We start from the raw sequence: 12,412 nt of genomic DNA on the forward strand, positions 1-12,412 counted from the left end.
ATGAACTTCGTGCTCAGAAAACGAAATAGTGTCCCAAGTCCGGTTTGAAAACTAGGGAAGTCGCTTTCGCCAAAAATTCCAATCAACACGGCCGTGTTGTACGGCGACAATGAGAATTAGATTTGACTCAATTTTGTAATAAATGACTTGTGGAAATTTCAGAAGTGGACACGCACGCATGCCATCTTCGATGATTCCATACATTTCTGGATTACTGGCGATTCGAGAAGTTTGCTTTGCCAACGCCGAGTAAAATCGTTCCCCCAATCCAGAGCGTATGAGTTCATAGTCGGTATAAAGCTCGTCGATTTCAGCAATCGCTTCTTTTAAGTAGACGATGGGGCGAGTGTTCATCGAATTCGTCGCAAGTGGGTGATCAATTGCTCTGGGGTCATCGAATCTTCGGGATTTAGCCGATAATTGTGCAATCGCTTTTGAAATTCCAGTTTTTGCTCGGCACTGAGTTGAGGATCACAATTCGATACAGTGATCTCTTCCCATATTTGCTCGACAAAATGTAACTGATCCTCAATCGGCCATTGTCTTACGGCTTCTATTACTGCTGATTTAGTCATGGATTTTTCTCGCCATTGCTTAAGTTCATTTTACCAGACAGTGCGTTCCGCCACAACTGATCGATTTCACGAGTAACACTCCGCTACCGCGTCGCGGTTAAACGCGTTCTTTACCGCGGAGCGTGATTTTGTTTCACCGCAGCCATTTATCGGCGAAATCACAGAAGATCTTCCAGTCGTCCTTAATCATCGAGTGCTTGCCAGGGCGGATCCAGTAACCGAGCTTGCTATCGATGAATTGGCCTACCTCCGGCATTTTTTCCGACGCACATTCGCCGGCTTTCAGCAACTTGTAAACCGGCTCGGCCGACTTCAGCATCTGAAACTGCCCGGCCGGATTGGCCCATTCATCCTCAATCGCATTGGTGATCAACAGCGGACGCGGCGCACAGAGCGCCATCAGACAGTTCTGATCGAATGGCAGCTTACTGGTATCGGGCCCAAACTGTTTGAAATTGGTGTCGAACCAGTGGGGAAATGCCTTATTGATGCGCTCGACGCTTTCGTTCTTCGGATTCTTGGTACGGCTCGGAGCGGTGCCGCCGCAGCCCGCCTGGTGGGGAATAACCACAGCAAAGCGCTCGTCGAATGCCCCGGCCACTATCGTCGCCTTGCCCAACCGGCTGTGACCCACCAAAGCGACCTTTTTGGAATCGATCGCTTTATCGGTTTCCAGATAATCGAGTATCCGGCTCGAGCCCCAGGCCCAGACCATCACGGACGCCGGATCATCATCTTCGGGTGTCTTCAATTTCCACAGGTGCTTTTGCACGCCCAGCCGTTGATCGGCCCGGTCGGGATCGATGTCGCCATAATAGAGCGTGGCCACGGCGTAACCCCGGTCGATGATGTATTCCAGATTCCAGGTATCGACCTGTTTGCCACGACCCTCTTCGGTGGCTCGATTCGGTTGGGCTTTGTTCTCGCTGCCCAGCATCCAAACGGTGGGAAGGTGAATGCGTTTATCGGCTAAAAGCGAGTGATTTCCCGTGAAATTATAGCCGAGAAAACAGGGCACCGGACCTTGCGCTTTATTGGGTAGAGCCATCAGTAGATAAGATTTGGGACAGCTCTCGGACGGAAAAGAGATTTCCACTTCGCGAAGAGTGGCCTTGCCCCCAAATACCTGCTTATCTTCAAAGAGAATTTTGGCCGTGACCTTTATGGCATCCGGTTTCCGGCCATACATGTAGTATTCGAAAAGATGTTGCAGTTCTGGTTTGCGTTTGGTGTTCCATTCCGCGGCCGAGGTGATTTTGGTACCATCCATTCCAACCAGGGGATCGACGGCTTGTTGCGAGGGGAGATCCTTGAAAGCGGGATAGGTTTGGGCCTGGACCGTTGAAGCGAACAAAAACAAAATGAAACAGAAGCGGTTCATGAGAGTCAATCCTGTAGGAAATTCCGCCGCGAGGCCTCCCGATAATACCCATGAAATCCCTCTTTCGCAAACGGATATTCCGACTCGGATTGCTCCTCACACTCCCCTTCCTCCTCTTCTTCGCCTTCCTTATCGGTTATCGATGGCACATCTCTGAACAATCCAACGCAGCCCTACGCGAAATCACCCAAAAACTCGATCAAACCGACCCCGGTTGGCGCTGGGAAGAGATCCTCACAAATCAAAAGACCCTACCGGCAGACACCAATAGTTATTTTGTAGTTCAGAGGCTGCTTCCTCAACCGAGGCCAAGCCCAATGGCGCTTCTGCGAATGAACACCTCCAATCTACCTATCGAAAGAAGCTGGGCACTACCCGGATTAATGCCGCCGGAACAAGCCGATTGGGCGGGAGAATTTGTTGAGAAAAATTCGGAAAAGCTTCTGTTGGCCCGCAGTCTTGTGAATTACCCAGAAGGGCGACCATTAATCGCATATACGCACGCAATCCTAGACACAATCAGCAGCACTGAGCGAGTCCCTTTTCTTCAGGGGGCTGAACTATTACGATGGGATGCTCGAGTCGCCTGCCAAATGGGTAATCTCAATCAGGCGATTGAAGACATACGGGCACTCCGCAATTTAGCTCGAGCCTTTAATCATGCTGATGGGTTTGGTTCGTGTTTGAGTAACCGTCGAATGGGACTTTCGTGGGTCGTTTATTCACTTGAAGAACTTCTGGCCAACAGCGAACCGAACGGGAAGTCGCTTGTTCTTCTTGAGGAAGAATTACTAGAGGAAAGTCTGGAAAATCAGATCGTGCCCAATTTGAAGTTCCAGCGAGCCCTGTGCTTTGAAGCGATGAAAGATTTCGAACGAATAATGCTTATCCTTGGGATAACGAATGGCGACTTGAAATCTCGTTTACTTCCTTACAAATACGGCGCCTATGCAGAACGGGATCAGGCGGCTTATCTCCAAGAAATGACGGCTCTTATAGAGAAATGCAAAAATCCGGAGTACGAATTGCTGGATGTTCAGAAAAGTTACAAACTCAGTCATGCCGACATAAAACAGTGGCCCGAGTGTGAGACCGATACACTGCTATGCAATTTGTTGTTCTACCAGTTCGAAACTATGAATTTGCTTATTGTTGGTGATTTGTTAAACAAAGCGGAGCTGCGCTGTGCAGCCACGGCCATCGCCGCCGAACGCTTCCGGCAGGATCACAATCGCTGGCCGGAGAAACTCGATCAGCTCGTACCGCAATACCTGAAATCCGTGCCGCGCGATCCCTTCGTAGATGAACCCCTGAAATTCAGACAGGTCAAGGACGGCGTCTTCATCTATTACAACGACCGAGGAGCATTTCTTCGACCACCCGAAAGTAATGGCAAACCAGCTGATCTGGGTATCAAACTCTGGAACCCCGAGCTACGCAGACACTAATAAGACAAACCCATGAAATCCCTCTTTCGCAAACGGATATTCCGACTCGGATTGCTACTCGCACTCCCCTTCCTCCTCTTCTTCGCCTTCCTTATCGGTTATCGATGGCACATCTCTGAACAATCCAACGCAGCCCTACGCGAAATCACACAAAAACTCGATCAAACCGACCCCGGTTGGCGCTGGGAAGACCTGTACGAACGCCGCCCTAAAATGCCGGAGGAAAAAAATAGCTCGGTTCTGATCGATAAAATTTTAAGCCGTTTTCCCACCCTGAAGTTCAATCCAACATCACCGGAGAATCCCAAATATGAACGAAGCTGGGCATTACCTGATCACATGCCCTGGGAGGAGGCCGACTGGGCCGGGGAATTTGTCGGACAGAACGCCGCGGCTATACAAATGGCCCGACAACTGGTGAACTTTCCGGACGGCCAGTTGAACATTAATTATGCACCGGGCATCATCGGTACCATTCTGAACAAACAACAGAATTACCTTCAAATTGGTCCACTTCTTCGTTGGGATGCCCGTGTGGAAATGCAGCTGGGACATCTCGATGTCGCCATCGAAGATATTCGCGCTCTGATCAACTTCGGCCGGACGTTCAACCGGGAAGAAGGTCTGATTTTTCTCGGTTTTCGGAGATACCAGCAGCTCCAAGCCGCCGAACTGGTAGAAGAACTGCTGGCTCTCAGCGAACCCCAGGGGCCGACGTTCGCCATTTTGCAGGAGGAACTGCTTCGCGAAAGCCAAGAGGATCTCTACTTACCTGCCCTCCGATTCGAACGGGCGATGAGTTTCGAAGCCATGAATTACTTCGCAAAGGAGGTGCGAGAAGGCCGGATGATGCAGATATTTGCTCAGTATGGAATTCGACTTCCTCCTGTCGATCTGCGGGTTTACTTGATTCCTTACCGCTATGGAGCTTTTGCGAAGGGAGATCAGGCCGCATACCTCCGGGAGATTACCGATTTCATCGAAGAGTGCAAAAAGCCCGAGTACGAATTGACTGAGGTTCAGAAGTCCTACAACCTTCGGCACGCGATTATAAATCGCTGGCCCGACTACGAAATGAGATCCCTGATGGGGAATGTCTGCCTCTTCAAAAAAGTGGAATTTCTGGTTGCCGACCTCAAAGCCAAAGCCCTTCTGCGTTGTGCCGCCACGGCCATCGCCGCCGAACGCTTCCGGCAGGATCACAAACGCTGGCCGGAGAAACTCGATCAGCTGGTACCGCAATACCTGAAATCCGTGCCGCGCGACCCCTTCATCGATGCTCCTCTCAAGCTCCGACGCGTCGAAGACGGTATTGTCCTCTACAGTGTGGGCGAAAACGGCCAGGACGATCAGGGCGATGTCGTTAAGCCCCTAAATAGCACCGTCGAACCTGCCGATCTGGGCGTTAAAATCTGGAACTCCGATCGACGCGGCCGCGCGAACAAAGATTGAGCCATGCAAAGGTGATTTTCTCTTGCCCCAGAGCGGGATTGTGCGACAATTTCCTGATTGAATTTCAGGAGCGCTCCGTGGCAAAGTCCGTTTTCGCGTCGGCCTTTTTCGAAATTTCCATCTTCTTTCCGCGCGATGTCTTCACTCTGGTCACGTGGATGATGGCCCGCGATGGCATCCGTGAGGAAGCTTCCGGCGATCGGCCTAAAACGACCGTTTGGGAAGTTTGCGACGCCGTCGCCTACATGTCCGGGGTAGACCCTAAAGAAGTGGAACGTAAATTCCGGGAAGCCGGCATCGATATGGAGGCCTTCGTCGAAACCGACCCCGAAAATTCCCCGCTGATCGAACGAATTATCGACGATGCCAGTTACGATGATAATGAAGAGTTTCTCGACGAAGGCGAATTTCTGGGCGATGATCCCATTCCGTTCCCCGGAAAATCGAGTCGACGGCTCGATTCCGAGGCCCCCGAAAGCATTACGTTCGAACTAACCGCCAGCGACCGCAAACTCGTCCTGAAACATGGGCAACCCAAGGGAGGGTTACTGGCCCTTCTCGATCAGCACACCCGCAACCTGCAGAGCATCGTGGTGCAAACCGATCCCCGAACTTTCACGCACATCCTGGTCTACCTGACCCACGCCGCGGTGAAGTGTCAGGGCAAAAAATACGATGCCCTGTCCGACCTGATCGGCTACATGCTCCAGGAAGCCGAAGAGCAGGGTCTGGACCTCCGAAAATAAAGATGTAATGTCCGCTATTTCCATTCCCGAGCAGCGCGCCGCCCGCAAAGCGCTCGAACGACTTGAAGTTCACCTTTCCCAACGCAAGATCAAACCGAAAATTTCGCTCTTCCCGCCCATCTTTCTGCACGGTCTGCCCGGGACCGGCAAATCGGAGCTTTTCCGGCAGCTCCTGGAGCACATCACCGCTCTCGACCCTTCCCTGGTCTGTCAGATCCTCCCGGCCCGCGAACTGGCGGAATTATTACGCCAGGAGGCGGAAGCCGAGGCCGTGCAGATTCAACTGCGGGATGTGGACCTTCTGATCGTGGAAGACCTGCAGTACTTCAGCAACTCGGCCTCGGAAGCGCTGTGCAACATTCTGGATGACCTGCAGCAGAATAAAGGCTACTTTCTGGCCAGCGCCACCAGCGGCCCGATGATTCTCAAGGATCTCTCAGCCCGGCTCAAATCCCGGCTCAGCGGCGGCTTGGTCCTGCGAATGGGAACGCTCACCGAAAGTAGCCGTCGCAAGCTCACGGCTCAACTTCTGAAAGCCAAAAAACTGCACGTTAGCGAAGAGGTTCTGGATTTTCTGGCCAGGCAACCGGGGGAGTGTCGGGAAACTGTAGGGCGGGTTGTGCAATTGGAAACGCTTGCTCGCATGGTGCCGGTTCCGCTTCGCTTATCGGATGTGTCGACCTACTTTTCGCAAACTTCGCAACCGGTAGAGTCTTCCATTGATCGAGTCAGCCGTTTAGTGGCGAAGAATATGGGGACGGACATCCGAAAGATGCGTTCCCAGGCTCGACATGCGGGGGTGACCTGGGCCCGTCAGGTGGCCATGTATCTCGCTCGGCAGGTCACCGACGAGTCGCTGGTAGCCATCGGACGGTATTTTGGTGGACGTGACCACTCCACCGTACTGCATGCTCTGACGAAAGTCTCAGAGCGAATGAAGGACGACCCGACCATCCGGCGCGAGATCGAGCGCTGGGTGCAGGAAGCCAAGTGAGCTGCCTCCGGCCAGACGACCCGGGCGCGTCGATGAGCTGATGCGGCGGCTTATGCTCCAAAGCTTCCCCCCTTAACCCGGCCGGCCAACTGGGCGAAGGGGCGTTCGGGTCGTCACTAACACTGTGGAAAACTTGGCGCGCATTTGTCACTTAACTGGCGCGCCTCGACACTTCTTATTCATCCGAACTTCTTAAAGTTTCTGGCCTTCCGAACGCGCGCCGATGCGCGACATTTTATTGACAAGTTATGAACAGGTTTTCCACATTCGCGAATTGTTCCTAAAATCTTGGGACCGATAGCTTTAGAGCGAATTACAGGAAGTTATTGGCAAATTCGCGTCTCTCTTACTACTGACTCTGAATTTATTCATTCAAGAGATAAGAAAATAAGAACATCCGAGAGCCGTCAGCCGATTGGGTTGGTTAGCCCGAACGTGAGTGAGGGCAGTAAAACGAATTGTTCCCCCACAGGAAAAGATTCCCTCCGCTCATTCTGTTTTGGGACATCCACGCTGAGACTGCCCTCGATCACGCGTCGGGCTAAACTAAACAAGAACGACGCGATGACGGTTGTATCAGGAGCCGATTTCACAATTCTTCAGAAGCTACCCAATTCCTTCTTGTGATATAACCGTTAAACTCCAAAATAAACACTTTGGTGTTTTTCGAAGGACGAGGTCGAACCCATGCTTGTGAAGTGTCAGCGCGATGCTTTGTTGATGGCCTGCCAGGTGGTGGGTACTGCGGTGGCATCCCGGACCACCAAACCGATTCTCAGCTCGATCAAAGCGGTAGCCGATAAGAATAGCCTGACGCTTCTGGCCACCGACCTCGAGGTGGCCATCCGCTACGAACTGAAAGGCATCTCAGTCGATCAACCGGGCGAAGCAATTCTGCCTATCGGTCGACTGGTTTCGATTCTGCGGGAAAGTCCCGATACGGAAATCGTGATCGATGCCGATCAACGCCGGGCACGCGTCTTCACGACTTCCTCGGAATTCGAAATGCCGAGCGAAGATCCGAACGAGTTCCCTCCGATTCCGTTGATGGAAGGCCAGTATCACGAACTGTCGGCCGGGGTGCTCCGACAACTGATTCGTCGCACTGCTTTCGCCGTGGGTAAGGACAACACCAAGTACGCCATCACGGCCATTCTCTGGGAAGTCGAAGACGGCAAGGCTCGTCTGGTAGCCACCGATACCCGACGGCTGGCTGTTGCCACCGGCGTCGCCAATGTGGAAGCGGGCGAGAATAAGGGGCACACTCATCTGGTGCCGGTGAAGGCGGTTCAGATTCTCGAGCGCAATCTTCACGACGACCTGGAACTGGTGAAAGTTGCCCTGCGACCCAATGAGGTGATTTTTCAGACCGAGAAAGCGATGATTTACAGCCGGTTGCTGGAAGGTCGCTATCCCCCCTATCAGCAGATTCTGCCCAAGAAAAGCACTGCCAAGATTCATCTGGCCGTCGATGCCCTGCTCTCTTCGGTGCGGCAGGCCGCGATTATGACCGACGATGAAACCAAGCGGGTCAGTTTCATTTTCCATAACAAGAAGCTGATTTTGCAGGCCCAGGGAGCAACGACCGGAAAATCCAAAGTCGAAATGCCGATTCCCTATGACGGCGAGGAGATTCGCATCGATTTCGATCCCAACTACGTTGCGGATATGCTCAAAGTCCTCGATCCCAAAGACGAGGTGCTGCTGGAATTGACCGATGGTCAGAAGCCGGCTCTTTTCAAACATGGAACCGACTATCAGTATCTGGTGATGCCGCTCACCTGATGAATCCAACGGCGGAACTTCGACGAAAAAAGTTCCGCCCATTTCAAGTTGTACCGATTGCGCGTGTAAGTTGATCCGCAGAGCGATTTCTGAGAAGGGACTGCTCAAAAACGGACGTTTTCTCTCGAATTCCGAACGATCAAAGACGATACCTATCGTGTCACAGAACGTGTGTTTTGCCTAGTTTAACGTGATGGAAACTCGAGGAACGGAACGGTTGAATCGGCGGATCTCACGACATGTAACCTGGACGAACGCGGGTCTCTCCAGCCGTGTTTTCGTAAATGCTTCGCATGACCGGTCTAACCAGAATATTTTCAAACCTGAGCTTTACAAATCGGATATTTGTCAAGATTCCATAATGAGGAATTGACAAACCTCGATAGAATCTGGTGTTAAGGATGACATCTCGTTACCCATTCTCGGATCGGTAATATCTATGGTGCGGGACGCGGAAAATATGGTCAAATCTCGTCGTTTGCGAACGGACCTGGTGCAGTCTCCTCTGGAGACTTACCTCCGTGAGATCAACGAGACCTCTCTGCTATCCGCTCAGGACGAGAAAGATCTTGCCAATCGGATCGCCGTGGGCGATGTGCAGGCTCGCGATAAAATGGTTCGCGCCAACCTTCGGTTGGTCGTCAACATTGCTCGCGGCTACACCGGCAAAGGTCTCGCTCTTCAAGATCTGATCGAAGAAGGCAATCTCGGTCTGTTGCGAGCGGTCGAAGGTTTCGACCCTTCGATGAACACCCGGTTCAGTACTTATGCCAGCTACTGGATCAAGCAGTCAATTAAAAGAGCCCTAGTCAACACCGCCAAGACGATTCGCATCCCCGCCTACATGGTGGAGTTGCTGGCCAAATGGCGGCGGGCGACCAATCAGCTGACCGATGAACTCAATCGGCCGCCGACGAACGAAGAGATCGCCAAGTTTCTGGGCTTGCCCAAGAAGAAACTGAACATCATCAAGAAGGCGATCCGGGTTTACAACTCGACGCCGCAGAGCGACCAGACCGATGCCGGTTGGAGCATTGATGAAATGCTGGAAGACGGCCGTTCGAAGGCTCCCGATGCGGAGATGCTTGAGAACGACGTTTTGAAGCAGGTCCTCGGACTGCTCGACAAGATGGACAAGCGCGAAGCGACCGTGTTGCGGATGCGTTTCGGACTCGATTGCGAAGAGCCCAAGACGCTCAAGGAAATTGGGGAATGTCTCGGTCTGACTCGGGAACGGGTTCGACAGATTGAAAGTGAAGCCCTGGCGAAACTGAACGAAAATCTCTCAGCCGACTAATACCTGCTATTATTCATTCGAATCTCTCATCCACCCGGTCGATTGGCCGGGTGAATGTTTTTGTGGGGCGCCTTTTCGAACTACAACCGGCCCGAATCAAGGGCTAGTCCGATTAAAAGACCAGTGAAATAGACGAGACGGGCTTCCGGATTGTTTGTGATATTAAACTCATCCAACCATTTATTAATCGATTTGCAATCTTGTTTCCATCTCACGCTTAAAGCCTGAAGTTCTAATTTTTCTTCTGGGGTCATGCGGTTATCCAGAAATTCAAAAATTTGGATTTCGAATTGAATTTTCCCGTATTTTTCCGCTGGTTCGACCAGGTATTGGAGCAATGCGGGAAGTTTGGTCCAATCTCGTTCTTCCTCAAAGGTTATCAAGCGTACCTTGCCATCGTTAAACGGCACGATGTTCAGTTCTCCAAGTTGTTCGAATAAAACCATTAATCCCGTGATCGACCAAGTAGTATCGGCCGGGGAGTTTTCATTGTCATTCTGAGCATCCAACCACTTGCTGATAGTGATCGCATGACCCTTCTGATCGATTTCCTCATAAAGTTTACGAAGAGGTTCGATAGCTTTTTTCGGGAGTTTCTCGGCATATTTCACGTGTCGGCCGAGCCGTCGATCAAAGCTAGCCATGCGAGCCTCCGAACCATGTTTTTCAGCGAGCGGGATGATGTAATGCAATTCCGGTGGAACATGAGCGGGTGAAATGGACATGGGAGGCTATCTCAGTTTCGACACAAAGTAATTCATCATCCGGCAATCTTCGAATTGTCGTACCGTTTATTATCTCTTTTGCGAGCCCAAAGCACTCCTGCAAAAATGCTGAAGCACAAAGTCACAATTAACGAGCAGAAATAGACCAAGAAAAAAATGAATCCGATCATGGACATTTCGAAGAGATCGGGATCGGGGCTGAGCAACCCTCGACATAAACTCATGAGTACAAAATAACCCAGTGCGGCCAAGGGTACTCCAACAACAACGAAGCCAAGCAAAAAATTGGAGATGAGAAGGATCGTTCGTTTTTTGGGTGGTATCTGTCCCAAAGAGCAGACAATAAAGCACAATGCAAAAAGGAGAGTCACTGCAACGGCAATATTTTCGAAATCATCCATGGCGAGTACTGTCATCAAAACTGGGTTAGGAATCTACACTATTATTACTAAATGCAATCACGCGGAAAAGTGTTGCGTTGAAGAATTGGAAATTCCAATCTCATAGTCAGCTAAAAATCTTTGCGTAGCCTAACAATCAGGCTCTCTGGATTCCAAGATCATATAAGATGCTACTTATGAATGATCTGCAAACTACCGAACGGGCTGCTTGCATCCGTCGCATTTGCGAAGATCCGTACAACCTCGCACTAAAATTGATTTTCGCGGATTGGCTGGAAGAAAATCATCCGGAGGAAATCGAGTGGGTCGAGCAGATTCGGACAATCAATGACGAAGCGATCTCGCAAGAGATGAGCATTGGTGACAAGAAATTTTCCGCCAGGATTCGAAATGGCTTTTTCTGCCAAGTGGCCATGACATGCGATATGTTCATGGAAAATGCAAAAGAACTTTTTGAACAGCAACCGATTACGAAAGTGGAGCTTTTGGATAAATTCCCAGAGAAGCTTTTTTTGAAGGATTCTCCTGAAGAAACTAGCGTTCTCTTTACGTGGTTTTTGGAATCACCACGAGAGTTCGGAGAACAGCAAAGATTCCAGGAAATGCTAGAAAGTATCGAAAGAGACCGCGCCCGCAACTATCTGCCCAAGTCGCTTTGGGGTTTCCCGGCATGGCAACCTCACACCAGTTCAAAGCAACTTCCAGAGCCGATTTGGGAACGCACAAAGAGGGCTCGCGAAAGTATTCAGGAATCCCTGGAGGTATTATCGCAGGCCTGTGTTGATTTTGGCCGAACCCTGGCAGGGTTGCCGCCACTGAAGTGGCCAGAGGAAAAGTTGAGGTGAGCGTTGAGGTGCGGCGGATTGAGTGTTACTTGGGATTGTAATCTACCGCGAACCATGTTGAAATATCATCGGTGATATCTGGACTCCAAGCACATACAAAATGAAGTTGTGATTTTTGCTTTATGGCAACCTCGAATCCGTCTCGGCGATAAGTCGTATCAGTTTCATAGTCGGGAAGGCCAACCGTGACCTTGGTTTTGCCATCGGTCCAAGATTGAGCATCGAGATTCTCTCCAATTTCTGGACCTACCTCAGTCCATTTTGATTTTTCATCCCAGCGACATCGAAAAACCTTTGATCTGCGAGTCGGTAGACTTCCCTCAATTAAGTGATTCGTTGGCGTCAGTCGCAAGATTGCTGCGTAAGCATCCGTTACTGACATTCCTTTTGGGAGAGATAATATCGGTCGAAACAATATCAATTCAGCTCCTACATCTTCGGGCCAGATGAAGATGGTCGTTTCGTCGGCGCAGAATACACTCGATGGTTTTAATTCGATACCATTGGCTTCTAAAAAAAGATCGATTCGGCCGAGCGGAGTTGGAAAAGAGGGAGACACGACATCGGCTTGCCGTAACGGGGCATCAATTCGAAACAATTTTGGGTGAATTTCCATTCGGTTAATCTATTCATTCGTTTGTGATTTTGGAATCGGAGGCAATGCCTATAAAAGGGAGCCTGTCCAACTCCTAAGAACAAAATCGAAAGAGAAATTGAGCGGGAAAATTGGACTGTTGAAAACTAAGAAAAACGATTTTTTGTT

12 protein-coding genes are annotated in these 12,412 nt (G+C 50.7%); 7 read left to right on the forward strand and 5 right to left on the reverse strand.

Features of this window, described 5'->3' with window-relative positions; translation table 11 throughout:
* Positions 1 to 51 precede the first annotated feature (51 nt).
* The 3 genes from KIH39_RS20480 to KIH39_RS20490 form a co-directional block, all read right to left on the reverse strand.
* A complete protein-coding gene (locus KIH39_RS20480; RefSeq protein WP_213495082.1) occupies positions 52 to 354 on the reverse strand; it encodes a type II toxin-antitoxin system RelE/ParE family toxin in 303 nt (100 codons plus the stop codon).
* Positions 351 to 575, reverse strand: coding sequence for an addiction module protein (locus KIH39_RS27245; protein ID WP_213495083.1), 225 nt, complete (start codon positions 573 to 575; stop codon positions 351 to 353). The genes KIH39_RS20480 and KIH39_RS27245 overlap by 4 nt, the downstream gene beginning before the upstream one ends.
* 133 nt (positions 576 to 708) lie before the next feature.
* A complete protein-coding gene (locus KIH39_RS20490; protein WP_213495084.1) occupies positions 709 to 1,956 on the reverse strand; it encodes a glucuronyl esterase domain-containing protein in 1,248 nt (415 codons plus the stop codon).
* 50 nt (positions 1,957 to 2,006) lie between these two features.
* Here KIH39_RS20490 and KIH39_RS20495 point away from each other — a divergent pair, with 50 nt between their 5' ends.
* The 6 genes from KIH39_RS20495 to KIH39_RS20520 all read left to right on the forward strand — a co-directional run bounded on the left by KIH39_RS20495 (position 2,007) and on the right by KIH39_RS20520 (position 9,678).
* Positions 2,007 to 3,404, forward strand: coding sequence for a hypothetical protein (locus KIH39_RS20495; protein WP_213495085.1), 1,398 nt, complete (start codon positions 2,007 to 2,009; stop codon positions 3,402 to 3,404).
* Between the two features lie 12 nt (positions 3,405 to 3,416).
* Positions 3,417 to 4,856 carry a hypothetical protein gene (locus KIH39_RS20500; protein ID WP_213495086.1) on the forward strand — a complete coding sequence of 480 codons (1,440 nt, stop codon included), beginning with the start codon at positions 3,417 to 3,419 and terminating at the stop codon, positions 4,854 to 4,856.
* Positions 4,857 to 4,933: 77 nt separating this feature from the next.
* Positions 4,934 to 5,602 carry a hypothetical protein gene (locus KIH39_RS20505; RefSeq protein WP_213495087.1) on the forward strand — a complete coding sequence of 223 codons (669 nt, stop codon included), beginning with the start codon at positions 4,934 to 4,936 and terminating at the stop codon, positions 5,600 to 5,602.
* Between the two features lie 7 nt (positions 5,603 to 5,609).
* Positions 5,610 to 6,596, forward strand: a complete 987-nt coding sequence (locus KIH39_RS20510; protein ID WP_213495088.1) for a helix-turn-helix domain-containing protein — start codon at positions 5,610 to 5,612, stop codon at positions 6,594 to 6,596.
* A 687-nt stretch (positions 6,597 to 7,283) separates the two neighbouring features.
* Entirely contained in the window at positions 7,284 to 8,381 is a 1,098-nt protein-coding gene (dnaN, locus tag KIH39_RS20515) for a DNA polymerase III subunit beta (protein ID WP_213495089.1), read from the forward strand.
* A gap of 460 nt (positions 8,382 to 8,841) precedes the next feature.
* Positions 8,842 to 9,678, forward strand: coding sequence for a sigma-70 family RNA polymerase sigma factor (locus tag KIH39_RS20520; RefSeq protein WP_213495090.1), 837 nt, complete (start codon positions 8,842 to 8,844; stop codon positions 9,676 to 9,678).
* A gap of 80 nt (positions 9,679 to 9,758) precedes the next feature.
* On the opposite strand, the gene KIH39_RS20525 is transcribed toward KIH39_RS20520, so the two are convergent.
* Positions 9,759 to 10,403: a hypothetical protein gene (locus KIH39_RS20525; protein WP_213495091.1), complete on the reverse strand. Its 645-nt coding sequence runs from the start codon at positions 10,401 to 10,403 to the stop codon at positions 9,759 to 9,761.
* A gap of 751 nt (positions 10,404 to 11,154) precedes the next feature.
* Between KIH39_RS20525 and KIH39_RS20530 the strand changes: the two genes are divergently transcribed.
* Positions 11,155 to 11,649, forward strand: coding sequence for a hypothetical protein (locus tag KIH39_RS20530; protein WP_213495092.1), 495 nt, complete (start codon positions 11,155 to 11,157; stop codon positions 11,647 to 11,649).
* Positions 11,650 to 11,674: 25 nt separating this feature from the next.
* On the opposite strand, the gene KIH39_RS20535 is transcribed toward KIH39_RS20530, so the two are convergent.
* Positions 11,675 to 12,265 carry a hypothetical protein gene (locus KIH39_RS20535; protein WP_213495093.1) on the reverse strand — a complete coding sequence of 197 codons (591 nt, stop codon included), beginning with the start codon at positions 12,263 to 12,265 and terminating at the stop codon, positions 11,675 to 11,677.
* Positions 12,266 to 12,412: the final 147 nt, after the last annotated feature.

The organism is Telmatocola sphagniphila, assembly GCF_018398935.1.
GTDB lineage: Bacteria > Planctomycetota > Planctomycetia > Gemmatales > Gemmataceae > Telmatocola > Telmatocola sphagniphila.